The following is a 26587-nucleotide window of genomic DNA, read 5'->3' on the forward strand; positions in this document are numbered from 1 at the left end:
CTTGCTACGGTTGGGTATCGACATAGGGGGAACCTTCACCGATTTCGCGCTCGAGGCCAGCGATGGCGGCGCGGCCCGGCGCTGGTTCCTGAAGGTGCTGACGACTCCGGAGTCGCCGGAGCGCGCGGTGCTCGAAGGACTGGACCGCATTCTTGCCGATGCCGGATTCGCGCCCGCCGACCTGGATACGGTGGTGCATGGCACCACGCTGGCCACCAATGCCGTCATCGAACGTCGCGGTGCGCGGATCGCGTTCATCACCACCGAAGGTTTTCGCGACACCCTGGAGATGGGTACGGAAAGCCGCCATGACCATTACGATCTCTACGTCGACAAGCCGGAACCGCTGGTGCCGCGCGACCTGCGCCTGACGGTGGACGAACGAATGTCGGTGGACGGCCAGGTGCTGCGTCCGCTGGACGACGCCGCCATCGAGGCTCTGTTGCCGTCCCTGGACGAGGCGGGGGTCGAGGCCGTCGCCATCGGGTTCCTGCACAGCTACCGGAATCCCGCGCACGAGCGGCAGGCCGCGGCCGTGCTGGCCCGGCTGCGGCCGCAGCTGGATGTTTCGCTGTCGTCCGAGGTCGCGCCGGAGATCCGCGAGTTCGAGCGTTTCGCGACGGCCTGCGTGAATGCCTACGTGCAGCCGGTGATGGCCGGCTATCTGCGGCGCCTGGAAGAGGCGCTGGCGGCGCGCGGCGTACGCGCGCCGCTGCTGCTGATGCTGTCCAACGGCGGCCTGTGCGAGGTCGAGGTCGCTCGTCGCTTTCCCGTCCGGCTGCTGGAGTCCGGTCCGGCCGGAGGCGCCATCCTGGCCGCGGACGTGGCGCGGCGCATGGGCATAGACCGCGCGCTGCTGCTGGACATAGGCGGCACCACCGCCAAGCTGTGCTTCATCGACGAAGGCGCGCCGCAGACCGCGCGGTCGATGGAAGTGGCGCGGCTGGCCCGGTTCAAGGCGGGCAGCGGCATCCCGCTGCGCTTTCCCGTGGTCGAGCTGGCCGAGATCGGCGCCGGGGGCGGCTCCATCGCGCATCTCGATGCGCTGGGGCGGCTGCAGGTGGGACCGGAAAGCGCCGGTTCGGTGCCGGGACCGGCCTGCTACATGCGGGGCGGCACACAGCCCACCGTTACCGATGCGCACCTGGCGCTGGGCCGGCTCGACGCGGAGCATTTCGCCGGCGGCCGGATGACGCTGGGCCTGGACGCCGCGCGCCAGGCGCTGGAGGGACTGGGCGGAGCGCTGGACCTGTCGGTCGAGGACACGGCCTGGAGCATCTGCGAGATCGTCGACGAGAGCATGGCCAATGCCGTCCATGAACATGCGGTCGAGGTCGGCAAGGGGGTGGACGGACGCACGCTGATCGCCATCGGCGGCATGGCGCCGTTGCATGCCGCGCGGCTGGCCGCCAAGCTCGGGCTGGACCGCGTGGTCATTCCCGAGGGCGCGGGCGTGGGATCGGCGCTGGGCTTCCTGCGCGCGCCCGTGGCATTCGAGACCACGCGCAGCGTGCAGGCCAGGCTGTCGTCCTTCGATGCCGCCCAGGCCAACGCCATCGTCGCGGAGCTGGCCGCCGAGATGCATCGCGTGGTCCGCCGGGCGGCGCCCGGCGCCGAGGTCCGCGAACAGCGGACCGCCTGGATGCGCTACCAGGGACAAGGGCACGAGATACGGGTGATCCTGCCCGACGGCTCCTTCGGCGAAGGCGCCGCGCACATGCTGGCCGCGGCGTTCGAGGCCGCCTACCGCGCGCTCTACGGCCGCGTGATCGCCGGCGCGCAGATCGAGGTGCTGGGCTGGACCGTCAGGGTGGAGGCGCCGGTGCCGGCCGTCGCGCCCGCCGCGGCCGGCATAGCCGTGGCCCGCGAGGCCGGCGAGCGCCGGTTCTACGACCAGACCTTGCGCGACTTCGTGTCCGGCCGGGTGCTGCCCGCCCGCGCCGTGGCGCCGGGCGCGCCGCTGGCCGGGCCCGCCCTGCTGGTGGAGGACGAAACCACCATCGTGGTGCCGTCGGGCCTGGCGGTCGCGTGCACGTCCGCGGGCGACATCGTGCTGGATGGCGCGGCGGCTTCCCCGGCCGCCGCGGCCGGCAGGGACATGCCGGAGGAGATCAAGGCCCAGGTCCTGTGGAGCCGCCTGATCGCGGTGGTCGAGGAGCAGGCACGCACCCTGATGCGCACGGCCTTCTCTCCCACGGTCCGCGAAGCGGGCGATCTGTCGGCCGGCCTGTTCGACCTGGAAGGCCGGCTCATCGCCCAGGCGGTCACGGGCACGCCCGGCCACGTGAACTCCATGGCCGCCTGCGCCCGCCACTTCCTGGACAAGCACTCGCCGGCCTCCATGGCCGAGGGCGACCACTTCATCACCAACGACCCGTGGCTGACGTCCGGCCATCTGCACGACGTCACCGTGCTGTCGCCTGCTTTCCAGGACGGCAGGGTGATCGGTTTCTTCGCCTGTACCTGCCACCAGGTGGACATCGGCGGCCTGGGCCAGGGGCCGGACGGCCGGTCGGTGTACGAAGAAGGCCTGTACATCCCCATCCTGCGCCTGGCGCGCGCGGGCCGCCTGAACGAGGACCTGCTCGACATCGTGCGCGCCAACGTGCGCCAACCCGAACCGGTGGTGGGGGACATCCTGTCCTACGTCACGGCCAACGAGGTCAGCGCCCGCCGCCTGGCGTCCACGCTGGACGAATTCGGCCAGGACGGGCTGGCGGACATCGCCGCGTTCCTGCTGGAACGCTCGGCGGCCGGCATGCGTGCCGCCATCGCCAAGCTGCCACAGGGTACGTACCGCTCGCACATGCGGCTCGACGGCTACGACCGTCCGGTCGACATCCATTGCGCGGTGGGCATCGACGGGGAGCGCATACGGGTGTCGTTCGACGGCACGTCGCCGGCCAGCGCCAAGGGCATCAACCTGGTGCTGAACTACACCCGCGCCTATGCGGCGTTCGGCGTGCGCGCAGCGGTCGCGCCCAACGTGCCCAACAACGCGGGCTCGCTGTCGCTGGTGGAAGTGGATGCGCCCGAGGGCTCCATCCTGAACGTGCGCCACCCGGCGCCGGTCTGTGCCCGCCACATCATCGGCCAGTTCCTGCCCGAGGTGGCGCTGGGCGCACTGGCCGGGGCTCTGCCCGGCCGCATCCCGGCCGAGGGCGCCGCCTGCAACTGGGGGCTGCAGCTGCGCGGCGGCATCGAGGGCGGGGCGCCTTTCGAGATCCTGTTCTTCAACGCCGGCGGTTCGGGCGCCCGCCCCGAAGGCGACGGGCTATCGGCCACCGCCTTCCCCAGCGGCATCCGGTCGATCCCGGTCGAAATCTGCGAGACGGCGGCGCCCATCGTCATCTGGCGCAAGGAACTGCTGCCCGACAGCGGTGGAGCCGGCCAGTACCGGGGCGGCCTGGGCCAGCGGGTGGAGGTCGCCACCCGCGACGGGACGCCGTTCCAGGTGTTCGGCATCTTCGACCGCGTGTTGAATCCCGCCCGCGGACGCGAGGGCGGGGCCGACGGGGCGCCGGGGTGGGTGGGCACCGCTTCGGGATCGGCCATGCGGTCCATGGGGCTGCAAACCGTCCCCGCCGGCGAGGTCCTGCGCATCGACGTGCCGGGCGGCGCGGGCTATGGCGACCCGTCGCGCCGCGCGCCCGAGGCGGTCCGGCGCGACGCGAGGCTGGGCTATTTCTCGTCCGGGGCCGCCCGGCGTTTTCATTCCGGCGCGATCGACTGATCGCCCGCACACGAAGGAAGTCCGAGCATGCAACCACAGTCCATTTCCCTTCGCATCCGCGCGCTGCTGGGCATCGCGGCAATGGCGCTCGGCGGTTCCGCCCTGGCGCAGACCCGGCTCGACATGGCGATCGCCTGGCCACCGGGCAACTTCCATACGAAGAACGCGATGGCCTTCGCCGAGGCCGTGGACAAGGCCACCGGCGGACAGGTGAAGATCACCGTGCACGCGGGCGGCGTGCTGGGCTTGAAGGGGCCGGAAGCGCTGCGCGCGGTGCGCGACGGCATCGTGCCGATGGCCGAGTTCAACGCGCCGCAGCAGGTCGGCGATGCGCCGCTGTTCGCGCTCGAGACACAGCCCTACCTCGTGGGCGACTACCGGCAGCTGCGCGTGCTGCACGACATCATGCTGCCCGAATACGACAAGGTGCTGGCCCGCTTCGGACAGAAGCGGCTGTACATGACGCCGTGGCCGGACCAGTATCTCTTCACCCGCAAGCCGGTCGCCTCCACCCCCGACGTCAAGGGCATGAAGGTGCGGGTCACGGACCGGGTGACGTCCGAGCTGATCAAGCATGTCGGCATGTCGCCGGTGCAGATGACCTTCGCCGACATGATGCCGGCCCTGGCCTCGGGCGGCCTGGATGGCGTGACGACCTCGGCCTCTACCGCGGTGGACTCGCGCTTCTGGGAGTTCCTGAAGCACGCCTACAAGACGAATCACGTCTGGTCGTCGAACGTGGCGACGATCAACCTGGCCGCATGGAAGAAGCTGACGGCCGCGCAGCGCGACGCGATCGAGAAAGTGGCGCGCGATCTCGAGCCGGCCTTCTGGAAGGCCAGCCAGGAGGACGATGCCAAGTCGCTGGCGGTCCTGCGCGAGCACGGCATGCAGGTCGAACCCTTGCCCGCGCCGGTCACCGCGGACCTGAAGCAGGCCGCCGCCGGCATGGTGGAGGACTATGCGCGGCGCACGCCTTCCGTGCCCGAATTGCTCAGGCAGTACCGCGAGCGCGCGGGGCAGGCCCGATGAGGGCATGGCTGGACGGCATCGATCGCCTGTCGCTCTGGGGCGCGCGTGCCGCGTGCTGGCTGATCGTCGCGATGCTGGCGCTGATCGTGGCCGAGGTTGCCTCGCGCAAGTTGCTGGGCATCAGCCTGGAATTCGCCTGGGAATATGCCAGCTACCTGCTGGCCATTTCCTTCCTGGCCGGCAGCGGCCATGTCCTGCGGGCGGGATTCCACGTCCGGGTGCAGCTGGCGCTGAACGCATTGGGACCGCGCCGTGCCCGCCTGCTCGATGGCGTGGCCACGGCATTCACGGCCCTGGTGTCGGGTTTCTTCGCCTATGCGCTGCTGCGGCTGGCATACATGTCCTACCTGGACCAGACACGTTCCTTCCTGCCCAGCAATTCCCTGCTCTGGCCGTTCCAGGCGCTGTTCGCCCTGGGGGCCGTCGTCCTGGCGCTGCAGTTCGCCGCGCGCCTGGCGCGCATCGCGCTGGGCGAACCGACCGAGCAAGGCACGGGCGACGCGCCGCTCGTTTCCACGGAATAGAGTCCGCCATGATAGAAATCGCTCTCGTCGTCGCGGGCCTGCTCATTCTCCTGCTGGGAGCCGGCGTGTGGGTGGGGCTGGGGTTGATGGCCACCGGCGGGATCGGCCTGATGCTGTTCCGCTCGACGCCGGTGGAAGTGCTGCTGGGCCAGTTGTCCTGGAACTCGGCCACGGTGGCCGAGCTGTCGGCCCTGCCGCTGTTCGTGCTGATGGCGGAAATCCTGTTCCGCACCCGCATCGCGGCCGCGATCTTCGATGCGCTCGCACCCTGGACGACGTGGCTGCCCGGGCGTCTGGCCCATGTGAACGTGGCGGCGTGCACGGTCTTCGCGGCCGTGTCGGGGTCGTCGGCCGCCACCGCCGCGACCATCGGCCGGATCACCCTGCCGGAACTGACCCGCCGCGGCTATGCCGGTTCGCTGGCCATGGGGTCGCTGGCTGGCGCCGGCACCATCGGCTTCCTCATTCCTCCTTCGATCGTGATGATCGTCTACAGCGTGCTGGCGCAGATATCGCTGCTGGACCTGTTCCTGGCGGGCATCGTGCCCGGACTCGTGCTGGCGGCCATGTTCAGTGCCACCATCATGCTGCTGGCGCTGGCGCGGCCGGGCCTCGTGCCGGAAGGGCGCGAACGCTATACCTGGAGCCAGCGGCTGTCGGCGCTCAGGAACCTGTTGCCCGTCATGCTGCTGATCGGCGCCATCATCGGTTCGATGATGGCCGGCATCGCCACGCCCAACGAGGCGGCGGCGGTAGGCGTGGTGGGAGCGCTGGCCATCGCCGCCGCCACGCGCGACCTCAGCCTGGCGGCCTTGCGGCAGGCCTTGATGGGCACCGTTTTCACGTCGTCCATGATCGGCCTGATCGTCATGGGCGCGGGGTTTCTTTCCACCGCCATGGGCTACCTGGGCGTGCCGCAGGCCGTGGCGGAAATGATCGCGCCGCTGCACCTCGGGCCGGTGGGGCTGGTCGTTCTGCTGCTGCTCGTCTACCTGGTGCTGGGCTGTTTCCTGGACGGCATATCGGCCATCGTGATGACCCTGCCCATCGTGCTGCCGCTGGTGACGGCGGCGGGTTACGACCCGGTGTGGTTCGGCATCTTCCTCGTCATCACCGTGGAGATGGCGCAGGTGACACCCCCCGTGGGCTTCAACCTGTTCGTGATCCAGGGGCTGACCAAGGTGTCCGCCATGCAGGTGGCGCGTTCGGCATTGCCGTTCTTCTTCGCGATGGTGGTCTTCACCGGCCTGATCGTCGCTTTTCCCCAAATCGTCATGTGGCTGCCCGGCCTGAAATAGCCGCGCGGTCCGCTGGAAACCATCATGAGAGACTACCTGGCCAGGCTGCAGGCCCGCGGCGACCTGATCGTCATCGACCGCGAGGTCGATCCCGTCCACGAACTGGCGGCCGTGGCGGTGCAGTTGCAGAGCAAGTCCGGCAAGGCGGTGCTGTTCAACAAGGTCCGTGGCAGCGACATGCCGGTGGCGATCAACGTCTACAGCAATCACGACCGCCTGTGCGAGATCATCCGCTGCGGGGACAAGAATTTCTGCGAGCGGCTGGACGAACAGATCCAGGAGGCCGCCGGCAATGCCGCGTGGCAGCGCGATGCCGGGCCGCAGGAATGGCGCGAGGGCAAGCTGAGCGACCTGCCGCTGCTGACGCACCATGGGCGGGATGGCGGCGCCTACATCACGTCGGGCATTTTCGTCGCCAAGGATCCGCAGACGGGTGTGCCCAACCTGTCGTTCCATCGTTCCCTTTACGTGTCGGACCAGGAACTGCGCATCCGCCTGGGCAGTTCGCATGACCTGTATCGCTACCAGCAGGCCGCCGAGGAACGGGACCAGCCGCTGGAGGCCGCCATCGTGATCGGCGCGCCGCCCGAGGTGTTCATGGCGGCCTGCGTGTCGCTGCCGCCCGAGGGCAACGAGCTGGCGCTGGCGTCGGCCATGCGGGGCGAACCCCTGCCCATGCGTCCATGCAAGACCATCGGCCTGGCGGTACCGGCCGAGGCCGAGATCGTGATCGAGGGCCGCATCCTGCCGCACGAGCGCCGCCCCGAGGGGCCCTTCGGCGAATTCATGGGCTACTACGTCGAGGTGGGCGACAACCACGTGTTCGAGGTCACCCACGTCTCTTGGCGCCAGGGCGCGGTCTACCACGGGCTGGTCTGCGGGTCGCACGAGGACCTGCGGCCGCTGGAGGCGGCCACGGCGGCGCGCATCTACAAGCACCTGAAGGGCCAGGTCGCGGGCGTGCTGGACGTGACGTGCCGGCCCACGGTCATGAACACCATCGTGAAGATCCGCAAGCAGTACGAAGGGCACGCCCAGCACGTCCTGCTGGCCGCCATGGGGTCGCACCTCGACTACAACAAGCTGTGCGTGGTGGTGGACGAGGATGTGAACATCTACGACATGGAAGAGGTGATATGGGCCTTCCTGACGCGCGGCCGGGCCGATACCCGCACCATGGTCGTCAAGGATGTGCCAGGCTTCTATCGCGATCCCCACAAGGACCACTGGGGGCGGCTGGGGCTGGACGCCACCAAGCCGTGGGGGCGCGAGGCCGAGTTCGAACGCAAGCGCATCCCGGGGGATGACGCGGACATGGTGCTGGCCGATTATCTGGCGGCCGGGCAGCAACTCTAGTACCGGCGCGGACCGCGGGGTCCGCCCGCCAGAAAGCAAACAGGGATACGGCGACGTATCCCTGTTTTTTTATCGGCCCTGGCAAGGGCGCCGGCAGGAGCCGGCGCCGGGGCTCAGGCGGCGCTGGCCCGGATGGCCCGCGAGGGGCTGCGGCCGGGCTTGCGGCGTACCAGGCTGATCAGCGTCACGAGCACGAACAGCGCGGTGACCATCTTCAGGTCCGAGGGTTGGAAGCCGAAGGCCAGCACCAGCGAGATCAGCTGGAAATAGACCACCGATCCCAGCACGGGGGCGGCCACCTGGCGGAAGATGGTGCGGTTGCCGATGATGGCTTCGCCCAGCAGCAGCGAGGCCAGGCCGTTGATCAGGGTGCCGAAGCCCATGTTCACGTCGGCGAAACCCTGGTTCTGCGCCAGCAGGCCCCCGCCCAGCGCGGCGATCAGGTTGGCCAGCCCCAGCCCGACCAGCGTGTAGGCCTTGACGTTGATGCCCTGGGCGCGGGCCATGGCCTGGCTCGAACCCAGCGCGCGCATGGCCATGCCGTGCTGCGTGCCCAGGAACCAGAAGATCAGGCCGATCAGCACGACGTCGATCACAGCCAGGAACACGATGCGGTTGGTCAGGCTGCCGTCGTCGCCGGGCAGGTAGGAGAACAGGTTGGGGAAGTTGAACAGGGCCGTGTTCGGCTGTCCCATGACGCGGATGTCGATGGAATAAAGCATGGACAGCACCAGGATGCCGCACAGCAGCGTGTTGATCTTGACCCTTTCATGGATGTAGGCCGTGGCGGTGCCGCCCAGGAAGCCGGCCAGGGCGCCGATCAGCAGCGCCGACACGGGCTCGAGCCCGATCACCAGGCACTTCGCGGTGACGCAGGCGCCGAAGGCCAGCGTGCCTTCGCCGGTCATGTCGGCGAAGCTGAGGATGCGGAAGGGAATCATCACGGCGATGGCGATCAAGGCGTAGATCAGGCCCTGCATCATCCCCATGGGGACCAGGTTCAGGAAGGTGGACAGGAAGTTCATGGGTTCACGCCGCTGCTAGGAGATGGGATTCGTCGTCGAAGGCGGCGACCAGTCGCTCGACGGTCATGCCGCGCTTCTGCTCGCCGGACAGGTCCGCGATGATGCGTCCCTGCTGCATCATGATCAGCCGGTTGCCGTAGGTGATGGCATGGCTCATGTTGTGGGTCACCATCAGCGTGGTCAGGCCGGTCTCGGACACCACGCGCGAGGTCACCTGCATGACCTTCTCGGCGGTCTTGGGGTCGAGCGCCGCGGTGTGTTCGTCCAGCAGCAGCAACTGCGGCTCGCGCAGCACCGCCATCAGCAGCGACAGCGCCTGGCGCTGGCCGCCGGACAGCAGGCCGGCCTGGGCCTTCATGCGGTTCTCCAGGCCCAGTCCGAAGGTCTCCAGGCGGGCGCGGAACTCGACCATCATCGCGCTGGTCAGGCCGCGGCCGAAGGTGCGGCGGGCGCCGCGCCGGGCGGCCACGGCCAGGTTCTCCTCGATGCTGAGCGCGGCCGCCGTGCCCACCGAGGGATCCTGGAACACGCGCGAGATGTATTTCGCACGCTTGTGCGTAGGCAGCCGCGTGATGTCGTTGCCGTCGATGCGGATATGGCCGTCGTCGGGCAGGACCTCGCCGGCCAGCATGTTGAGCAGCGTCGATTTGCCGGCGCCGTTGCCGCCGACGACGACGGCGAAGTCGCCGCGCTGCAAGCCGAGGGATACCTCGTCGATGGCGATGCGTTCGTCCGGCGAGCCGGCGTGGAAGATTTTCTGCAGTTGTTGGACGTCTAGCATGAGGTGAGCCTTGATGCGGAAACGGGCTACTCGACGAAGCAGGCGCAGTCGTCGAACGAAGCGGGAATGGCGAGGCCCAGCTCCTTGAACTTGGTCTTGTTGATGGTGGTGATGTAGTCGTCCGGGCCCGGGCGCGCGGGTGCGAGCTGGGAGGTGGGCGTGCCCTTGAGGATGCGGTCGGCCAGGACCGCGGCATTGGTGCCTATGGATTTCAGCGAGACCGCGTAGTTGGCGGCGGCCATGCCGCTTTTCACGAATTCGGTCTCGGAACTGAGAATGGGGAACTTCAATTGCTTGGCCGCGGCCGCGACCGCCGGAATGGCCGACTGCACCAGATTGGAGCCCGTGATGTAGGCAAAGCCTATGCCTCGAAGCAACTGCGCGCGCTGTGGAATGTCGCCCACGGCATCGACGCTGACCGGCACGAATTTCAGGCCGGCCCGCTTGGCGGCTTCCTCCAGCTTCTGGGTGGTCACCACGTCGTTGACTTCGCCGGGGTTGTACAGCGAACCGAAGGACGTCGCATGGGGGAACAGCTTCTTGCCGAAGGCCAGCGCGGCGTCGAAATCCTGCATGTCCGATGCGCCGGTGAAGCGCGCGCCGCCTTGCTGCCAGTTGGGCACCAGGCCGGCCTTGACCGGGTCCGTGACCATGGCGAACACCATGGGCGTCTTGCGATTGGAGACCGCCGACAGCGCCGTCTGCGAGACCGAGGTGGTGATCGTCAGGATCAGCTCGGGCGACTTGGACGAGATCTGCGTGAACATCTGCGGCATCAGGGCCTGGGTGAAGTTCGCGTCGCTGTAGACGTAGGTGGTGTTCTTGCCGTCCACGTAGCCGCGCCGGGCCATTTCTTCCTTGAAGCCCTCTATGGTCTGTGCGATGGAAGGGTGGGGGCCGAGGTTGGCGATGCCGATCACGGTTTCCGAGGTGGCCGCGCCGGCGTAGCCGAGAAGGGCGGCTGCCGCCGCGTGAAGGACGAGGGCACGCGGGAAAGACAGGCGAAACGCAAGCATGACGTTGGACTCGCTGGAGGGCTTCGAATGCCGAATTTTTAGCACCGAACCACCGGCCGCCCCCACCCTCGAACGGACGAGTCCCGATCGCCTAGATGTTCTTGCCTATTTCCTAGATGAGGCGCGCCCAGCCTGGCTGCGCACGGCGCGCGGCGGCCCGGCGAGCGAAATTGTGGCGATCCATTCCGGATTGCTAGGAAATCCGCACCGTGTGGGGATGCGCCCTTGTAGGGGCGGTCCGGGCTGCCTAGTCTGCGCGGCAGGGAGGCGAATCGGTTCGCCTTTCGCCGGTTCGAAAGAACCGTGACCTTCATCGAGAACACGGGGCCGCCTGGCGCGGGAGAAAGGCATGAAAAGATGGTTGATCGGAGCGGCCGCGGCGGCCGCATGCGCGGGGGCCGCGCATGCGCAGTCCAACGTGACGCTGTACGGCTTTCTGTATAGCGGCTTGCGCTATGTGAACAACAGTGGAGGCCACAGCGTGACGGGCCTGGCCACCGGGCCCTCGCGCTGGGGCATGCGTGGCAACGAGGACCTGGGCAACGGCCGTTCCGCGTTGTTCACCCTGGAAAGCGGTTTCGACATGGGATCGGGCAGCTCGCGCCAGGGCGGACGGCTGTTCGGCCGCCAGGCTTACGTGGGCCTGAACGACAACGGACTGGGCACGGTCACGTTCGGCAGGCAGTACGACATGGTGGCTTCGTTCCTCGCTCCCTATGTGCCCGCCGGCAAGTGGAACGGCTACATGGCGCACCCCGGCGACGTCGACAACCTGAACTTCCAGTTCCGGCTGAACAATTCGGTGAAGTACGTCACGCCCGTCATCAACGGCTTCCAGGCCGGCGCGGTGTACAGCTTCGGCGAGGTGGCCGGGTCCAGCAAGCAGAACAGCGCCCACAGCATGGGGCTGAAGTACAAGTCGGGCGACTTCTCGGTCGCGGCCGCCTACATGCGGGTGAACAACCCGGCCACCGCGGTGCCCGAGGGCAACTGGAATACCATCCTGCTGCCGGCGTTCACCTCCACCTCGCAGCGCAACGCCTACACGGTCAGCCCGCAGGCGATGACGACCGTCGGCGTCGCGGCGGACTACCAGGCGGGCAGCTTCAAGTACGCCGCCGCCTACACCCAGGTCCGCTACGACAAGGTGGGCGGCACGGTGGCGGGCCTGCCCGTCAGCGACGCGAAGTACAGCAACCTGGACCTGAACGTGGCCTATTCCGTCAACGCCAGCTGGCAGCTCGGCGCGGGATATACCTATACCTTCGGCAAGGTGGATGCCACCGGCTTCAAGCCCAAGTACCATCAGTTCAACCTGATGACCAACTACTTCCTGTCCAAGCGCACCATCCTGCAACTGGCGGCCATCCACCAGCGTGCCGCGGGCGATGCGCAGAACGCGTACATCCTGTATGGCAGCACCGGCGGCGCGTCCAGTTCGCGCGGCCAGACCATGCTGCTTGCGGGTATCTTCCATCTGTTCTGATTCGTTTCGGCACGATCCGCCCGCTTGCGGGCGGACGCCTTGATTCCATGATTCCTCTACCTTCCGCACGCACCGGCGCCGCCATCCTGGCCGACACTCTCCATGGATTCGGCGTGCGCCATGTGCTGCACATTCCCGGCGAAGGCATCCTCGAGATCGTCGATGCGCTGGCCGATCGCCACGCCGACGTGCGCCTGACGTCCTTCCGCCACGAGGCCGGCATGGCCTATGCCGCGCAGGCGCTGGGCCGGGTGGCCGACATGCCGGGCGTCTGCCTGGCCGCCCGGGCCCCGGGGGCCCTGAATACCCTGCTGGCCGTGCACACGGCCGAGACCGACGCCGCTCCCATGCTGCTGATCGTGGGCCAGGCGGATGCCCGCCAGGCCGGCCGCGATCCGCTGGGGGGGCAGGACCTGGGCGAGGTGTTCCGGCCGGTGGCCAAGTCCGTGCTGTACGCCGGCCAGGCCGAGCGCCTGCCCGAGGTGCTGGCGCGCGCCTGGCGCGATGCGATGTCGGGGCGCAGGGGGCCGGTGGTGGTGATCGTGCCCGAGGACGTCATGCACCAGGAAGCCCGCGTTCCGGACCTGCCGCCGCCGGCCCCCGTCCATCCCGCGCCCGCGGCGCATGACATGGAGCAACTGCGGGCGCTGTGCGCGGCCGCGCGCCGGCCCGTGCTGCTGCTGGGCGGCACCGGCTGGGACGAGGCATCGCTCGACCGCGTGGCGGCCTTCACCGCGCGCGCCGGCTGGCCGGTGGCGTCTGCCTATCGCCGCGCGGATCTGATCGACCATGCCGACCCGCGCTTCGTGGGCGAGACCGGCATAGGCATCGCGCCGGCGTTGGCCGAAGGAGTCGCGCAGGCCGACCTGATCCTGGCGGTGAACGTCCGTCTGGGCGAGATCAATACCTTCGGGGCGGGCGGCTTCGGCGGTTTCAAGCTGCTGGAGGCGCCGCTGCCCAGCCAGACGCTGGTGCATGTGCACGCCGAAGCCGGCGAACTGAATCGCGTCTTCCAGGCCGACCTGGCCATCCAGGCGGGGCCCCGGGAATTCGCCGCGGCACTGAATGGCCTGCCGGTGCCGCCGCTTGCCGATGGAGCGTGGTTGACCGGGCTGCGCGCCGCTCGGGAACGCTACGTGGGAACCGGCGCCTGCGAGGGCCCGCTGGACCTGCGCAAGGTCTTCGAGCAACTGCGCGCGCACCTGCCGGCACGCGCCGCCGTGACCGTGGGCGCCGGCGCCTACGCCGTCTGGCTGCACCGCTATTTCGCGCTGCGGCGCGGCGACGTGCTGCTGGGACCCAAGAGCGGCGCCATGGGCTATGGACTGCCCGCGGCGGTGGGCGTGGCGCTGGCCGATCCTTCGCGCCCGGTGGTGGCCGTGGCCGGCGACGGCTGCTTCCTGATGCATGCCGAGGAACTGGCGACCGCCGTCCAGGAAGGACTGAAGATCCTGGTCGTGGTCGTGAACAACGCGGGCTACGGCGCCATACGGGGCAGCCAGATGCGGCTGTTCGGCCGTGCCGTCGGGACCGACCTGCGCAATCCCTCCTTCGCCGACTATGCGCGGGCCTTCGGCGCCCATGCCGAGCGGGTCGAGACGACCGACGGTTTCCTGCCCGCGCTGGAACGGGCCCGCGCGGCAACCGGGCCGGCGCTGATCGAGCTCGTCCTGCCGGCGTCCGTGGGCAAGCCGGCATGAGCGCGCCCGCCCGGCCGCCCGAAGGGCGCGCGACCTTCCTCGGGGAGGATGTCGCGCAGCGACAGGAGGATAGTCCAGTGAGCGCACAAGGTATGGAGGACTGCCGGTCCGTGATCGTGGTCGGGGCCGGCATCGCCGGGCTGACCGCCGCGTACCGCCTGCGGGAACAGGGCTTTCGCGTGCGGGTGCTGGAGGCCGCCGGCCAGCCGGGCGGGCGCGTCGCGCAGGGACGGGAGGGCCCGATCCCGTACAACACAGGCGCCCGTCTGCTGTATCCCTTCGGCCGGGAACTGCAGGCCCTGATCGATGAGCTGGGCCTGCGCGAGGGCCTGGTGCCCCTGAAGAACCTGGGTGCGGACTGCAGGACCGCGGACGGCACCTACCGCGTGGACCTGATGCCCGGCTTCGCCGCGATGAATACGCCGGGCCTGGGTTGGCGCGACAAGCTGGGGCTGCTGCGAGCCGGACTGCACCTGGCCTGGCTGCGCGGCCGCGCGGACCCGGACCATGCCGTTTCGGCGCTGGCCTACGACGACGAGACGCTGGCCGGCTACATCCGGCGCACCGCCGGCAGCCGCGTGCTGGAGCGGCTGGTCGAGCCTGTCTTCCGAGGCACGCGCAGCTGGAATCCCGAGGATATCTCGGCGTCGTTCTACCTCAGCACCACGCCGGGACTGCTGGGCCACGACACCGTGTACGTCCCCCGGGGCGGGATGGGCACGCTGACCGCCGCGCTGGCGGACCGGCTCGGCATCGAGTGCGGAACCGTGGCGACGGCCATCGTCCGGGCGGACGACGGCCCCTGCACGGTGCGATACAGCAAGGACGGCGTGCAGGGCGAGGCCACCGCCGACATCGTCGTCTGCGCGACGCAGGGAACCTACGCGCGGCCGCTGGTGGCCGGGCAGTCGGGCGCCGAGCGCCTGCTGCTGGACGCGGTGCGCTACAACAGCCTGGGTATCGTCCACTACGCGCTGCGCGGCCCGTTGCCGCCGGCGCTGGAGTTTTCGCTGCGCAGCCGGCCCACGCGCATCGCCACCTGGCAGCAGATGGCCGCGCCGCCCGATGCCGGCGAGGCCGACGCCATTCTTTACTGCCAGCTCACCCCGGAGGCCGTGGCGGAAGCCGAGCGGCTGGGATGCACCGACGACGTGGACCGCCTGCTGCGCGACGAGATACGCGCGCGCCTGCCGGGCTTCGACCGGCGCCTGGTCTACCGCTTCAATCAGTGGATCGCCTGCAAGCTGCCGGTCTTCTACCCAGGCTATGGCCGCAAGGTGGCGAGCTTCCTGGCATGGCAGTCGGCGCAGCGCCGCAGCGTCTATTACTGCGGCGACTACCTGTCGCAATCGCTGGTGAACGGCGCCTGCCGCAGCGGCGCTGAGGCGGCCGCCGCCATCGCGCGGCATTGGCGCTAAGGCACGCTAGGCGGTGCCGGCGGGCAGCCGCACCGCCTCGTCGCGCAGCAGGGCCAGGAAATACTCCGCCGCCGGCGTTGCCGGGATCTCCTGATTCCAGACGGCGACCAGGTCGCGCTGCAGGCACAGTTCCGGCAGGGGCAGCACCGCGAGATCCGGATAGTGGCGCAACACGGATTCCGGCAGCAGCGTCAGGAAGCGGCCCTTGCGCAGCAGTTCCGCGGTGCACGGAATCGAGACCCCCTGCACCGTGGCCGTGGGCGCCGGCTGCTCCAGCTGCTTGAACAGGGCGACCAGATGCGGCCGGAGCACGCCGTTCTGCGGCGGCAGCACCCAGGGATAGTCCCGCAGGCGCGGCAGGCTTGACCGCCCCGGCAGGTCCAACAGGGGATGGTCGTGCGCCAGGGCGACATGGAAAGGATCGGCCATCAGCCGGCAATGGGCCAGCGCTGCCGGCAGCTCCAGGTTGGTGAGCATGGTTACCGCCATGTCCAGGCGCCCCTCGCGCACGCCCATGACCAGCGGGTGGTACAGCCCTTCTTCCACGAAGACCTGCATGCCCGGGCGCTCGCCGTACAGCCTGAGCAGCGTGCGCGGCAGCAGCGAGGCCGACGCCCCGGCGCCGCAGCCCACGCGCACGACGCCGATGTGCGCGCTCTTGAGCGCGTCCAGTTCTTCCTGCGCCGCGGTGAACTGCATGTCGATCGCCCGCACGTAGGGCAGCAGCGTATGCGCATAGACCGTGGGCGCCACGCCCCAGGCATGGCGGGTGAACAGCGCCATGCCCAGCGACTGTTCGAGCTGGCGCAGGCTCTTGCTCAGGGCGGGCTGTGACATGCCGAGCGCCCGGCCGGCCTTGCCCAGCGACCGGTGTTCGTACACCGCGAGAAAATGCCGCAGCTTGGTATCCATGAACGGCCCATATCCATTGGTTATGAGTGAGGTAGCCCAAAGCCATCTAGCAGGCCGCTCCCAGGCATGCATAGAATGGGCTTCTACCGAGGTTTCTCATTTTTTCGAGGGCGGCGACACCCATGCATCAAGGATATCAGCTCACCTCCGGCTCACCCCGCATCGCCTACGAATCGCACGGCCAGGGCGCGCCCGTCGTGTTCGTGCACGGCGTGGGCGGCAACCTGGACAACTGGCGCGACCAGCTGGAGCACTTCGGCCGCGATCACCGCGCCGTGGCGCTGGACCTGCGCGGCTACGGCCATAGCGACGACATTCCCGGCGCCCTGGATTTCCACGATTTCGCCGCCGACGTGCTGGCGGTCATGGACACGCTGGGACTGGCGCGCGCGCCGCTGGTGGGGCTGTCCATGGGGGGGCTGGTGATCCAGTCCGTCTATGCGCGCGCCCCCGAGCGGGTCAGCGCCCTGGTGCTCGCGGCCTGCCGGCCGGCCGATGCCCCGGTGGCCCATGGCGAACAGTTCGCCCGCGACCGCCTGGCGCCGCTGGAGTCCGAGCGGCCCCAGCAGGCGCTGGCCGACAGCCTGCTGCCCAAGCTGATGGGGCCCGCCACCGCGCCCGACGTCGTGGCCCGGCTGCGCGACAGCCTGCTGCGCCTGCGGCTGGACCAGTACCGCCAGATCGTGCCGGTGCGCACGCAGCTGCCGCCTTACCTGGCGCTTGCCGACATCCGCGTGCCCACGCTGGTGCTGGGCGGGCGGCAGGACCAGCTCGCGCCGGTCGAGCAGATGCAGGCCATCGCCCGCGCCATCGCCGGCAGCGAGCTGGACATCTTCGAGGACTGCGGCCATTTCCTGAACATCGAGCAGGCCCCGGCCTTCAACGCCCGCCTGCGCGCATTCCTGGATGCCGTGGCCGAGCGCGCACCATCCGCCTGAACCCGCCGTCCCACTCCCGGACCTGGAGCCTTCCCATGTTCATCGCAAGACCGCTTTTCGCTGGCATGTCGTCATTGCTCGCCGCCTTGGCCACCTTGTGGCTGGCGGCCGTCGCGCCCACGGCGGCGCATGCGCAGGCCCGGTATCCGGAGCGGCCGGTCAAGCTGCTGGTGCCCTATCCGCCCGGCGGCGCCATGGACCTGGTGGGGCGCATCCTGGCCAAGGACTTCTCCGAGCGCACGGGCCAGCCCATGGTGGTCGAGAACAAGCCCGGGGCCGCCACGATCATTGCCGCCACCGCCCTGGCCGGGGCCGCGCCGGATGGCTACACGCTGATGCTGGCGCCCAATTCCACGCTGACCATCATTCCCCAGCTCTACGCCAAGCTGCCGTTCGACGTGAAGAGCCTGGAAGCGGTGGCGCTGGTGGGGACCAACCAGATGGTGTTTTCCACGAGCAGCGGCAGCGGCCTGAACGACCTGGCGGCGCTGGTGGGCAAGGCGCGCGGGACGCCCAAGAGCGTTTCATACGGTTCGTTCGGCAATGGCAACATCACCCACCTGTTGGGGGAGCTGCTCAACCAGTCGGCGGGCATCGCCATGCTGCACGTTCCCTACCAGGGCGCGGCACCGGCCATGAGCAGCCTGCTAGGCGGCAACATCACGGCCACCTTCGACACCGTCACCAATGTGGCGCCCCAGGTGCAGGCGGGCAAGCTGCGCGCGCTGGCCGTTACCGGCCGCCAGCGCAGTCCGCTGCTGCCCGACACGCCCACCTTTGCCGAAAGCGGCTATCCGGCCCTGGCGGCCGTGGACAGCTGGATCGGCCTGCTCGCGCCCGCGGGCATGGACGCCCGGACAAGGACCAGGCTGGACGCGCATCTGGACCACATCCTGCGCGATCCGGCCTTCGTCAGGCAGTTGAACGAGCGCGGCTTCGACGTGCCCGTCGTCGATGCCGCGATGCTGGCCCGGCGGGTCGAGGAAGAGCGCGGCCTGTATCGCCAGGTCATCGACAAGGCGAACATCCGGCTCGATTGAGCCGCGCCAGCCCGGATCAGGCCAGGACCTTGGCCATGGACGCGGCCACGTAGTCCAGGTTGGCCTCGAACAGTCCGGCCACGCACATGCGGCCGGACTGGATGAGGTAGACGCCGAACTCGTCGCGCAGCCGGTCGACCTGCGCCGGGTTCAGGCCGGTGTAGCTGAACATGCCCCGCTGGTTGACGAAGTAGTCCACGTCCAGGTCCGGGCGCAGGGCGTGCAGGCGGTCTCGCAGGCCCTTGCGCATGGCATGGATGCGCGTGCGCATCTGCGCCACTTCCCCTTTCCATTCCTCGCGCAGTGCGGGGTCGTTCAGCAGGGCGCTGACCACGCGGCTGCCGAACAGCGCCGGGCTGGAGTAGTTCTTGCGGACCGTGGCCTGGAGCTGGCCCAGCACGCGGCCGGCCTCGTCGGCGGTCGGGCAGACCACCGACAGCCCGCCCACGCGTTCGCCGTACAGCGACATGTTCTTCGAGAACGAATTGCCCACCAGCATGGCGATGCCGCGGTCGGCCGTCTCGCGCACGACCCAGGCGTCCTCTTCCAGGCCGTCGCCGAAGCCCTGGTAGGCCATGTCGAAGAACGGGATGGCGTTGCGGGCGACCAGCACGTCGATGATCTTGAGCCACTGCTCGCGCGACGGGTCGATGCCCGTCGGGTTGTGGCAGCAGGGCTGGAGCAGCACGATGCTGCGCTCGGGCAGCGTCTCGAACGTGGCCAGCATCTCGTCGAAGCGGATGCCGTTGGTGGCCGCGTCGTAATACGGGAAGGCATGCATGGGGAAACCCGCGCCGCCCAGGATGTTGTAGTGGTTCTCCCAGGTGGGATCGCTGATCCAGATCTCGCTGCCGGGGAAATGCGCCTTCAGGAAATCGGCGCCCACCTTGAGCGCGCCCGAACCGCCCAGGGTATGGATGGTCGCCACCCGGCCCTCGGCCACGGCGCGGTGTCCGGCGCCCAGCACGGTTTCCTGGATTGCCTTGCGGTACTGGGCATCGCCTTCCATCGGCAGGTAGACCGCGGGCACCGAGGTGTCGATGCGGTCGCGGGCCTGGCTCACGCTGCCGAGCACCGGCACATTGCCGGCGCCGTCATAGTAGAAGCCGATGCTGAGGTTGACCTTGTGCTCGCGCGGGTCTTTCAGGAAGGTCTGCACCAGCGACAGGATGGGGTCGCCGGCATAGCGGGGAACGTGCTCGAACATGGGAACGATTTTCCTTGGAACTATCGATCGATTATAGAGCGGCGCTTTTCAAGCGCCGCTCTACCCAGGGCACAGCGGATCCGGCTCCGCCGGTCCGCCAGTGCCGCCCCCTGGGGGGCGCGCGTCAGCGCGTAGGGGGGGTTACAAATTCGTTCTCATCTGCCAGAGCTCGGGAAAGAGCACGACCTCCAGCATCTTGCGCAGGTAGCTGACGCCGGCCGTGCCGCCGGTTCCGCGCTTGAAGCCGATCACGCGTTCCACCGTCGTCACGTGGCGAAAGCGCCATTGGCGGAAGGCGTCCTCCAGGTCCACGAGCTTTTCCGCCAGCGCGTACAGGTCCCAGCAGGCATCCGGGTCGGCGTACACCTTCAGCCAGGCGGCCTCGACCGAGGCGTCGTATTGCGTGGGCTGGGTCCAGTCCCGCGCGAGGCGCTCCGGCGCGATGGCGAAGCCGCGCCGGGCCATCAGCATCAGGCTTTCGTCGTACAGCGAAGGCGCCGCCAGCGCGGCTTCCACCAGCGCCTTGCGCTCGGGGTGATGGGCATGTGGCGCGACCATCGCGGCGTTCTTGTTGCCCAGCACGAACTCGATCTGCCGGTACTGGAAGGACTGGAAGCCCGACGAACTGCCCAGGTAGGGACGGAACTTGGTGTATTCCGAAGGCGTCATGGTCGACAGCACCGTCCAGGCATGGACCAGCTGCTCCATGATGCGCGAGACGCGCGCCAGCATCTTCAGGGCCGGCTCCACCTCGCTGCGCTGGATGCAGGCGCGGGCCGCGAACAACTCGTGCAGCATCAGCTTCATCCACAGCTCGCTGGTCTGGTGCTGGATGATGAACAGCATCTCGTTGTGGTCGGGCGACAGCGGATGCTGGGCGCCCAGCAACTGGTCTAGGCCGAGGTAGTCGCCATAGCTCATGGATTTGGAGAAATCCATCTGCGCGTTGTGCCACGCGGAGGGGGATGCGTCGCTGTCTTGCCGGGAGGCAGTCATGGAAGAACGTCCTGGACGATGGGTCGTTGAAACGGAGGGAGTGGTCAGCGCAGCGGCCGCAGCACCGCGCGCACGGGACTCGCGTCCAGCGTCGCGAAGCGCAGCGGCAGGGCAATCAGTTCGTAGTCGCCTTCGGGGGCCTGGTCCAGCACCAGGCCTTCGAGAATGGCCATGCCCGCGGCGTGCACCGCGCGGTGCGCGTCCATGGTCTTGGATTCCTGGGGATCGATGGAAGGCGTGTCGATGCCCACCAGCCGCACGCCGTGCCGCGCCAGCAGCGCGATGGCGGCGGGCGCGATCGCGCAGAAGGCGCTGTCCCAGCGCTCGACCGGATTGCGCGCGTAGGTGCGCAGCAGGACACGCGGCGGCACGTCCGCCAGGGCGTGTTCGATATGGCGCGGTTCCACCAGCGGACCGGCATCCAGGCAGTGGATGACGCGGGCCGGGCCGAGATAGATGTCGAGCGGGACGGCGCCGATGGGCATGCCATCGCGCGCGTAGTGCAGCGGCGCATCGGCATGGGCGCCGGTGTGCGGCGACAGCGTGACGCGGCCCACGTTGACCGGACAGGCGCCTTCCATGCGCCAGACCTCGGCCTGCTGGAAGGGTGTGTCGCCCGGCCAGACCGGAGTGGCGGGGGAAAGCGGGGGGCTGATGTCGATCGGGGACATGGCGTGGCGGGATAGGATCAGGTGAAATCTTATCGAAGCGGCCATCGAATGTGCTGGCATTTTCGATGGTTCGTGGTGGTTGAATTCGAATAAAATTCGAAAATCAAAGAATTTGGCGAAATTCCATGCGAATAAAGCTCGACCGCCTCGACATGCGCATCGTCGAGTGCCTGCAGCGCGACGGCCGCATCAGCAACCAGGATCTGGCGGCCCAGGTCTCGCTGTCGCCGTCGGCCTGCCTGCGGCGGGTCAAACTGCTGGAAGAGGCCGGCATCATCCAGGGCTACAGCTGCGTGCTGGACTACGCCAAGCTGGGCCTGGAGGTCGAGGCCGTGGTGCACGTGTCCATGCGCCACGAGGTGGAGGGATGGCACGAGGCCTTCGTGGCCGCCATCAAGGACTGGCCGGAGGTGCTGTCCGCCCGCATCGTCACGGGCGGGGCCAACTACATGCTGGTGGTGCGGGCGCGGGACGTCAGCCACTACTCCGACTTCATCGTCAATCGCCTGTATCGCGCGCCCGGCGTGCGCGACATCGAATCCAACATCGTGCTGGGCTACATCAAGCGCTCGGCCTCGCCCTTCGAGGTGCTGGACCGGGAATGAGTCCCGCTACTTGTTGACCACTCCGAACGCCACGATCTCCACCTTCATGCCCGGCACGACCAGGGCGGCGACGGCCGCGCTGGAGCGGCTGGGGTAGGGCGCGGTGAAGAACTCGCGGTAGACGGCGTCGATGGCCTTCATGTCGTTGACGTCTGTCATGTAGATCAGCACCTGCGTAACGTCGTCCAGCGTGCCGCCGGCGGCTTCCACCGCCGATTGCAGGTTGCGGAAGGTCAGGCGGGCCTGCTCCTCGATCGGACCGGTGTCGATGCTGCCGTCCTTGCGCACCGGTCCTTGCGAGGTGAACAGGATCCCGCCGCTGCGCACCGCCCAGGAAAAAGGCTGGCCCACATCGGGCAGGCCGACGTCGATGACTTCTTTCATGCTGTTGCTCGCTGTCTGACGGAAAGCGCAGATGCTCCCATGAAGATCGCCGCGGCACAATCGAGTCCGGCCTTGGTCTCGCAATATAGTTCTGGACGATATCGGTAATTGACCAGTTTCTATATTCAGTGCCGAACCGCATTCCTATACTGCGCTCAGTCCAATGACTTCAGGGCCCAGCGATGGAATTGCTTGTCCAGCCACACGGCCGAATGCTGCAGGTGTCCGCCGGAGCCAATCTTCTGAATGTGCTGCGCGAGCATGAGGTGCCCGTATCGTACAGCTGCATGGCGGGACGCTGCGGAACCTGCCGATGCCGTGTCCTCGACGGCGAGGTCCACGAAGCGGGCCGAGAGATCAAGCTGACCAATCCGCTGGAAAGCGCCTACGTGCTGGCGTGCCGCAGCACGATGATCGGCGATTGCACCATCGAGATTCCCGAGCCGGACGAGGTCGTGGTGCATCCGGCACGGGTGTTCAAGGCCAGGGTCGCGAACGTCGAACGTCTCACCCAGGATGTCGTGCGGCTGAGGCTCAAGGCCAACAGGGCCTGGAGCCATAGCCCCGGCCAGTACGCCATGCTGCAATTCGCGCCTGACCTCATCCGGCCCTACTCGATGGCCGGGCTGTGTGGCGACGAGTTGATCGAGTTCCATATTCGCCTCGTTCCGGGAGGCCGGGCCAGCGAACACGTCGGCGGCAGCCTGAAGGCCGGCGACGAAGTCCGCGTCTCGGGACCCATGGGCACCGCGTACCTGCGCACCCGCCACGAAGGACCCATGTTGTGCGTGGCGGGAGGGACCGGACTGGCGCCTGTCCTGTCTGTCGTCCGTGGCGCCTTGCAGGCCGGCATGCGCAATCCCATCCACCTGTATTTCGGCGTGCGCACGCGTGCCGATGCCTATGGACTTGCCTGGCTGGACGAACTGGCGGACCGCCACGACGGGTTGCGCGTCCACCTGGTCGTGGCCGCGGGATCGGCGGACGCCGGACATCGCAGCGGGCTGGTGACCCATGCCGTGGCTGCCGACTGGAGCGGGCTCGGCGGTTGGCGCGTCTATCTGTGCGGGGCGCCGCCCATGGTGGAAGCGGGGACCTTCCTGGCCCGCCGGCTGGGGGCCGACCCCGAACACATACACGCGGACGCTTTCTATACCGCCGGCACCTGAGGCGGCAGGCGCTCACGCGCCGACCCGGGTCTTTGTTGAGTCTTCAATAAGGAAAAGCAGCCATGCAGGACCATTCCCTCATCCCGGCCGCCATCGAGTGGCCCACCGCCGACGCGACCCGCGTTCCGTTCGAGGTCTTTACCGACCCCGAGCTCTACGCACGCGAGCAGCAGGTGCTGTTTCGCGGGCCGACCTGGAATTTTGTCGCCCTTGATATCGAAATCCCGGATCCGGGCGACTACAAGACCTCGTTCGTCGGCGATACGCCGGTACTCGTGACCCGCGACCAGGATGGCACGGTCCATTGCATGGTCAACCGCTGTGCGCATCGCGGCTCGGCACTCAAGTTCGACGGTAGCGGCAATACCCAGGACCTGACCTGTGTCTATCACAACTGGCGCTACGATCTTGCCGGCAATCTCCAGAGCGTCGCGTTCCAGCATGGCGTGCGCCAGGTGGGCGGCATGCCGCCCGATTTCGACCTGGCCCGCCACAACCTGAGACGGGCCCGGGTCGAGGTCTTCCATGGTCTCGTCTTCGCGACCTTCTCGGACGAGACCCCCCCGCTGCGCGAGTACCTGGGCGAGCGCATGGCCTCGCATATCGCGCGTGTCCTGAACCGGCCGATCCGCATTCTGGGAACCTATTCGCAAACCTTGCACAGCAACTGGAAGCTGTACATGGAGAACGTGAAGGATTCCTACCATGCCAGCCTGCTGCACACTTTTTTCTCGACGTTCAAGCTGAACCGGTTGTCGATGCAGGGTGGTGTCCTGGTCGACGGCGGCGGCGCGCATCACCTGAGCTGGTCGCGCCGGGGAACCGATACGGCGGCGGGGACCGAGTACGAAAAGGCGGGCGAGCTGCGCGCCCAGCTCGATGATTTCACGCTTGCCGATCCGACCCTGATCAAGTCGTGGCTGGAGTACGACGACGGAATCACACATTCGATCCAGTCCATCTTCCCCTGCTTCGTGCTGCAACAGATACAGAACTCGTTGGCGGTCCGGCTGCTGGTGCCGCGTTCGGTCGACGAGTCGGAGTTGTTCTGGATCGTCTTCGGCTATGCGGACGATACGCCGGAGCAGTACGACATGCGTTTGCGGCAAAGCAACCTGATCGGGCCGGCGGGGCTGGTGTCCATGGAGGACGGGATCATCGGCAACTTCATCCAGCGCAGCGTGCATCGCGAACAGGGCCGGAGCGCGATATTGGAGATGGGAGGCAAGGAGGTCGAGGACCAGCAGTCGCGTGTGAGCGAGGCGGGGGTTCGCGGATTCTGGCAGGCCTATCGGGCCCGCATGGATATTTGAGGAACGAGGCGATGAACCAAGCATTGGTCAATCCGGAACTGGTGAACCGCGTGGAGCGGCTGCAGGCCGACTATGTGGACTGTATCGACGACGAGCGCTATGCCGACTGGCCGGGCTTCTTCCTGGAAGAGTGCCTGTACACCATCATCTCGCGCGACAACGCGCGGCGCGGGCTGCCCTTCGGTTTTCTCTGGTGCGAGAACCGGCGCATGCTGCGCGACCGAATCGCCTCCATGAAGAACGCGAACATCTATGAACCGCACACGTATCGCCACGTGCTCGGACGGACCTCGGTAAGGCCGGCGGAGGCGGGCGGCTGGCGAGCCCGCACCAGCTACATGCTGGCGCGAGTCATGCATGACGGCGGGATGGATCTGTTCAGTACGGGCGCTTACGAGGATTGGATCGTGGAAGACGAAGGAACGTTGCGGTTTCGGGAGAAACGGGTGGTCACCGACTCCGGCCGGATCGACGCGCTGATCGTCATTCCCTTCTGAAAGGGGCTAGCCATGACATGGCATCCCGTTGCCAGGGCGGCCGACATCGGTCCCGACGAGGCCTTGCCGGTCGAGGCCGGCGGCCGGGCGATCGCGCTGATCACCATCGACGGCCGGATATGCGCCGTCGACGACGTCTGTACCCATGAGTTCGCCATGCTTTCCGACGGACTGGTCGAGGACGGATGCATCGAGTGCCCGCTGCACCAGGCCCGCTTTCGGATCGACACCGGTGCACGGGTCTCAGGCCCGGAGTGCGCCGGCCTGAGCGTCTACGAAACCAAGGTGGACGCAGGGACGGTTTACGTCAAGACGGGATAGGCGACAGCCGTCATCCCCCAGCAGGAGTGAGACACCCAGAAAGCAGTTCCGGCAGCCGCAGCGCATCGCCGATGCGTCGGTTCGCCCATTTCGTCCGGCCGTGGTTGCCGTCGCACCGCTGCCGTTCCTCTTTCTCAGGGAGTACGAAGATGATTCGACGTTTCATTCTGAAGTTCGCAGCAGCCTTTTTTGCTCTGTTCGCAGCCGGTGGAGCGGCCTGTGCCGACGACTATCCCAGCCGGCCCATCACCTTGGTCGCGCCGTTCCCGCCCGGCGGCGCGCTCGACCTGATTGCGCGGGCATTGGCCCAGAAGCTGCAGGAGCAATGGGGCCAGACCGTGGTGGTCGACAACCGCTCGGGGGCTGCCGGGATCATCGGCACGACCCAGGTGGCCCGATCGGCGCCGGACGGCTACACCATCCTGCTTGGCGCGACGACGACGCACGGCATCAACCCCAGTCTCTACAAGTCGTTGCAATATGACGCGGTGGCCGATTTCGAACCGGTTTCGCTGGTCGCGACCATTCCGCACCTGCTCGTGGTCAATCCCGGCCTGCCCGTGCATACGTTCGGCGATTTCGTCAAGCTGGCCAAGGAGAAAACGCTACCCTTCGGTTCCGCGGGTATCGGTTCTCCCCATCATCTCGCCGGCGAGATGCTGAAATCCCAATTGCATCTCAATCTCCAGCATATTCCCTACAAGGGATCGGCTCCCGCCATGACGGCGGTGATGTCGGGAGAAACGGCCTTCATGTCGGTCGAGGTCACCGCCGCGTCGCAGTACATCAAGGCCGGCAAGATGCGACCCATCGCCGTTGCCGCCGCCAAGCGCCTGCCCACGATCGATGTTCCGACCTTCGCGGAAGTCGGCCTGCCCGGATTCGAGGTGACGGCCTGGTACGCGATCTTCGCGCCCAAGGGAACGCCGCGTCCCATCGTCGACAAACTCAGCCAGGCGCTGGCCAAGGCCGTGCATGCCAAGGACGTGCAGACCCGCTTCGCCTCGCTCGACGCGACGCCGGTCGGCAGCACGCCGGACGAGCTGCGCCGCTACGTCGATTCCGAGATCAAGCGATGGGCACAGGCCGTCAAGGCGGCCAACGTGAGCATGGATTGATTTCCCGGTAGCCAACCTTCCCCGCGGCCTGCGTCGTCCTGGCAAAG

The 26587-nt window shown here is 67.9% G+C and carries 24 protein-coding genes; 16 read left to right on the forward strand and 8 right to left on the reverse strand.

Features of this window, described 5'->3' with window-relative positions:
- The first annotated feature begins 1 nt into the window (after position 1).
- The 5 genes from WKR98_RS07365 to WKR98_RS07385 are packed head-to-tail and all read left to right on the forward strand — an operon-like array spanning position 2 to position 7943.
- Positions 2–3733: a hydantoinase B/oxoprolinase family protein gene (locus WKR98_RS07365; protein WP_341432508.1), complete on the forward strand. Its 3732-nt coding sequence runs from the start codon at positions 2–4 to the stop codon at positions 3731–3733.
- A gap of 27 nt (positions 3734–3760) precedes the next feature.
- Positions 3761–4765, forward strand: a complete 1005-nt coding sequence (locus WKR98_RS07370) for a TRAP transporter substrate-binding protein (protein WP_341432509.1) — start codon at positions 3761–3763, stop codon at positions 4763–4765.
- Positions 4762–5289 carry a TRAP transporter small permease subunit gene (locus WKR98_RS07375; protein ID WP_341432510.1) on the forward strand — a complete coding sequence of 176 codons (528 nt, stop codon included), beginning with the start codon at positions 4762–4764 and terminating at the stop codon, positions 5287–5289. Before WKR98_RS07370 ends, WKR98_RS07375 begins: the two co-directional genes overlap by 4 nt.
- Positions 5290–5297: 8 nt before the next feature.
- A complete protein-coding gene (locus tag WKR98_RS07380; RefSeq protein ID WP_341432511.1) occupies positions 5298–6587 on the forward strand; it encodes a TRAP transporter large permease in 1290 nt (429 codons plus the stop codon).
- Positions 6588–6611: 24 nt separating this feature from the next.
- Positions 6612–7943 carry a UbiD family decarboxylase gene (locus tag WKR98_RS07385; protein WP_341432512.1) on the forward strand — a complete coding sequence of 444 codons (1332 nt, stop codon included), beginning with the start codon at positions 6612–6614 and terminating at the stop codon, positions 7941–7943.
- A gap of 113 nt (positions 7944–8056) precedes the next feature.
- Here the strand turns inward: WKR98_RS07385 and WKR98_RS07390 are convergent, their stop codons facing one another.
- Genes WKR98_RS07390 through WKR98_RS07400 form a run of 3 tightly spaced genes read right to left on the reverse strand, consistent with a single transcriptional unit; the run spans position 8057 to position 10765 of the window.
- Positions 8057–8968: an ABC transporter permease gene (locus tag WKR98_RS07390; RefSeq protein WP_124687523.1), complete on the reverse strand. Its 912-nt coding sequence runs from the start codon at positions 8966–8968 to the stop codon at positions 8057–8059.
- Between the two features lie 4 nt (positions 8969–8972).
- Positions 8973–9749: an ABC transporter ATP-binding protein gene (locus WKR98_RS07395; protein ID WP_341432513.1), complete on the reverse strand. Its 777-nt coding sequence runs from the start codon at positions 9747–9749 to the stop codon at positions 8973–8975.
- Positions 9750–9775: 26 nt separating this feature from the next.
- Positions 9776–10765: an ABC transporter substrate-binding protein gene (locus WKR98_RS07400; protein ID WP_124687525.1), complete on the reverse strand. Its 990-nt coding sequence runs from the start codon at positions 10763–10765 to the stop codon at positions 9776–9778.
- A gap of 349 nt (positions 10766–11114) precedes the next feature.
- Here WKR98_RS07400 and WKR98_RS07405 point away from each other — a divergent pair, with 349 nt between their 5' ends.
- From WKR98_RS07405 to WKR98_RS07415, 3 genes are all read left to right on the forward strand, one after another.
- The gene (locus WKR98_RS07405) at positions 11115–12251 is read left to right on the forward strand and encodes a porin (protein WP_341432514.1); all 1137 of its coding nucleotides are present in this window, start codon (positions 11115–11117) and stop codon (positions 12249–12251) included.
- Between the two features lie 47 nt (positions 12252–12298).
- A complete protein-coding gene (locus WKR98_RS07410; protein ID WP_341432515.1) occupies positions 12299–13951 on the forward strand; it encodes a thiamine pyrophosphate-dependent enzyme in 1653 nt (550 codons plus the stop codon).
- 77 nt (positions 13952–14028) lie between these two features.
- Positions 14029–15369 carry a protoporphyrinogen/coproporphyrinogen oxidase gene (locus tag WKR98_RS07415; RefSeq protein ID WP_341432517.1) on the forward strand — a complete coding sequence of 447 codons (1341 nt, stop codon included), beginning with the start codon at positions 14029–14031 and terminating at the stop codon, positions 15367–15369.
- Positions 15370–15375: 6 nt separating this feature from the next.
- Here WKR98_RS07415 and WKR98_RS07420 read toward each other — a convergent pair whose 3' ends face one another.
- On the reverse strand, positions 15376–16281 hold the full coding sequence (locus WKR98_RS07420) for a LysR family transcriptional regulator (RefSeq protein ID WP_341432518.1): 906 nt from the start codon (positions 16279–16281) through the stop codon (positions 15376–15378).
- Between the two features lie 122 nt (positions 16282–16403).
- On the opposite strand from WKR98_RS07420, the gene WKR98_RS07425 reads away from it, so the two are divergent.
- Positions 16404–17219 (forward strand): alpha/beta fold hydrolase, encoded by an 816-nt coding sequence (locus WKR98_RS07425; protein WP_341432519.1) that lies wholly within the window; start codon positions 16404–16406, stop codon positions 17217–17219.
- 35 nt (positions 17220–17254) lie between these two features.
- Positions 17255–18259, forward strand: a complete 1005-nt coding sequence (locus WKR98_RS07430) for a Bug family tripartite tricarboxylate transporter substrate binding protein (RefSeq protein ID WP_124687531.1) — start codon at positions 17255–17257, stop codon at positions 18257–18259.
- Positions 18260–18275: 16 nt separating this feature from the next.
- Here WKR98_RS07430 and WKR98_RS07435 read toward each other — a convergent pair whose 3' ends face one another.
- The 3 genes from WKR98_RS07435 to kynB form a co-directional block, all read right to left on the reverse strand.
- Positions 18276–19466, reverse strand: a complete 1191-nt coding sequence (locus tag WKR98_RS07435) for an amino acid aminotransferase (protein WP_124687532.1) — start codon at positions 19464–19466, stop codon at positions 18276–18278.
- 141 nt (positions 19467–19607) lie between these two features.
- The gene (kynA, locus tag WKR98_RS07440) at positions 19608–20462 is read right to left on the reverse strand and encodes a tryptophan 2,3-dioxygenase (protein ID WP_341432520.1); all 855 of its coding nucleotides are present in this window, start codon (positions 20460–20462) and stop codon (positions 19608–19610) included.
- Positions 20463–20506: 44 nt separating this feature from the next.
- Positions 20507–21133, reverse strand: coding sequence for an arylformamidase (gene kynB / locus WKR98_RS07445; protein WP_341432521.1), 627 nt, complete (start codon positions 21131–21133; stop codon positions 20507–20509).
- A gap of 131 nt (positions 21134–21264) precedes the next feature.
- On the opposite strand from kynB, the gene WKR98_RS07450 reads away from it, so the two are divergent.
- A complete protein-coding gene (locus WKR98_RS07450) occupies positions 21265–21738 on the forward strand; it encodes an Lrp/AsnC family transcriptional regulator (RefSeq protein ID WP_087838498.1) in 474 nt (157 codons plus the stop codon).
- A gap of 6 nt (positions 21739–21744) precedes the next feature.
- On the opposite strand, the gene WKR98_RS07455 is transcribed toward WKR98_RS07450, so the two are convergent.
- Positions 21745–22122: a RidA family protein gene (locus WKR98_RS07455; protein ID WP_341432522.1), complete on the reverse strand. Its 378-nt coding sequence runs from the start codon at positions 22120–22122 to the stop codon at positions 21745–21747.
- A gap of 182 nt (positions 22123–22304) precedes the next feature.
- On the opposite strand from WKR98_RS07455, the gene WKR98_RS07460 reads away from it, so the two are divergent.
- The 5 genes from WKR98_RS07460 to WKR98_RS07480 all read left to right on the forward strand — a co-directional run bounded on the left by WKR98_RS07460 (position 22305) and on the right by WKR98_RS07480 (position 26540).
- On the forward strand, positions 22305–23291 hold the full coding sequence (locus WKR98_RS07460; protein ID WP_124687535.1) for a 2Fe-2S iron-sulfur cluster-binding protein: 987 nt from the start codon (positions 22305–22307) through the stop codon (positions 23289–23291).
- A 62-nt stretch (positions 23292–23353) separates the two neighbouring features.
- Positions 23354–24604: an aromatic ring-hydroxylating oxygenase subunit alpha gene (locus tag WKR98_RS07465; RefSeq protein ID WP_124687536.1), complete on the forward strand. Its 1251-nt coding sequence runs from the start codon at positions 23354–23356 to the stop codon at positions 24602–24604.
- 11 nt (positions 24605–24615) lie between these two features.
- Entirely contained in the window at positions 24616–25101 is a 486-nt protein-coding gene (locus tag WKR98_RS07470) for an aromatic-ring-hydroxylating dioxygenase subunit beta (protein WP_124687537.1), read from the forward strand.
- Positions 25102–25113: 12 nt separating this feature from the next.
- Positions 25114–25422 (forward strand): Rieske (2Fe-2S) protein, encoded by a 309-nt coding sequence (locus WKR98_RS07475; protein ID WP_341432524.1) that lies wholly within the window; start codon positions 25114–25116, stop codon positions 25420–25422.
- Between the two features lie 149 nt (positions 25423–25571).
- Entirely contained in the window at positions 25572–26540 is a 969-nt protein-coding gene (locus WKR98_RS07480) for a Bug family tripartite tricarboxylate transporter substrate binding protein (protein ID WP_341432525.1), read from the forward strand.
- Positions 26541–26587 lie beyond the last annotated feature (47 nt).

It is taken from the genome of Pigmentiphaga sp. YJ18 (genome assembly GCF_038066655.1).
Taxonomy (GTDB): Bacteria; Pseudomonadota; Gammaproteobacteria; order Burkholderiales; family Burkholderiaceae_B; genus Pigmentiphaga.

What these genes read in the sequence shown, in the direction of transcription:
- WKR98_RS07370 (WP_341432509.1), top strand. Translation starts at nt 3,761, where the DNA reads ATGCAACCACAGTCCATTTCCCTTCGCATCCGCGCGCTGCTGGGCATC.
- WKR98_RS07375 (WP_341432510.1), top strand. Translation starts at nt 4,762, where the DNA reads ATGAGGGCATGGCTGGACGGCATCGATCGCCTGTCGCTCTGGGGCGCG.
- WKR98_RS07380 (WP_341432511.1), top strand. Translation starts at nt 5,298, where the DNA reads ATGATAGAAATCGCTCTCGTCGTCGCGGGCCTGCTCATTCTCCTGCTG.
- WKR98_RS07385 (WP_341432512.1), top strand. Translation starts at nt 6,612, where the DNA reads ATGAGAGACTACCTGGCCAGGCTGCAGGCCCGCGGCGACCTGATCGTC.
- WKR98_RS07390 (WP_124687523.1), bottom strand. Translation starts at nt 8,968, where the DNA reads ATGAACTTCCTGTCCACCTTCCTGAACCTGGTCCCCATGGGGATGATG.
- WKR98_RS07395 (WP_341432513.1), bottom strand. Translation starts at nt 9,749, where the DNA reads ATGCTAGACGTCCAACAACTGCAGAAAATCTTCCACGCCGGCTCGCCG.
- WKR98_RS07400 (WP_124687525.1), bottom strand. Translation starts at nt 10,765, where the DNA reads ATGCTTGCGTTTCGCCTGTCTTTCCCGCGTGCCCTCGTCCTTCACGCG.
- WKR98_RS07405 (WP_341432514.1), top strand. Translation starts at nt 11,115, where the DNA reads ATGAAAAGATGGTTGATCGGAGCGGCCGCGGCGGCCGCATGCGCGGGG.
- WKR98_RS07410 (WP_341432515.1), top strand. Translation starts at nt 12,299, where the DNA reads ATGATTCCTCTACCTTCCGCACGCACCGGCGCCGCCATCCTGGCCGAC.
- WKR98_RS07420 (WP_341432518.1), bottom strand. Translation starts at nt 16,281, where the DNA reads ATGGATACCAAGCTGCGGCATTTTCTCGCGGTGTACGAACACCGGTCG.
- WKR98_RS07425 (WP_341432519.1), top strand. Translation starts at nt 16,404, where the DNA reads ATGCATCAAGGATATCAGCTCACCTCCGGCTCACCCCGCATCGCCTAC.
- WKR98_RS07430 (WP_124687531.1), top strand. Translation starts at nt 17,255, where the DNA reads ATGTTCATCGCAAGACCGCTTTTCGCTGGCATGTCGTCATTGCTCGCC.
- WKR98_RS07435 (WP_124687532.1), bottom strand. Translation starts at nt 19,466, where the DNA reads ATGTTCGAGCACGTTCCCCGCTATGCCGGCGACCCCATCCTGTCGCTG.
- kynA (WP_341432520.1), bottom strand. Translation starts at nt 20,462, where the DNA reads ATGACTGCCTCCCGGCAAGACAGCGACGCATCCCCCTCCGCGTGGCAC.
- kynB (WP_341432521.1), bottom strand. Translation starts at nt 21,133, where the DNA reads ATGTCCCCGATCGACATCAGCCCCCCGCTTTCCCCCGCCACTCCGGTC.
- WKR98_RS07455 (WP_341432522.1), bottom strand. Translation starts at nt 22,122, where the DNA reads ATGAAAGAAGTCATCGACGTCGGCCTGCCCGATGTGGGCCAGCCTTTT.
- WKR98_RS07460 (WP_124687535.1), top strand. Translation starts at nt 22,305, where the DNA reads ATGGAATTGCTTGTCCAGCCACACGGCCGAATGCTGCAGGTGTCCGCC.
- WKR98_RS07465 (WP_124687536.1), top strand. Translation starts at nt 23,354, where the DNA reads ATGCAGGACCATTCCCTCATCCCGGCCGCCATCGAGTGGCCCACCGCC.
- WKR98_RS07470 (WP_124687537.1), top strand. Translation starts at nt 24,616, where the DNA reads ATGAACCAAGCATTGGTCAATCCGGAACTGGTGAACCGCGTGGAGCGG.
- WKR98_RS07475 (WP_341432524.1), top strand. Translation starts at nt 25,114, where the DNA reads ATGACATGGCATCCCGTTGCCAGGGCGGCCGACATCGGTCCCGACGAG.
- WKR98_RS07480 (WP_341432525.1), top strand. Translation starts at nt 25,572, where the DNA reads ATGATTCGACGTTTCATTCTGAAGTTCGCAGCAGCCTTTTTTGCTCTG.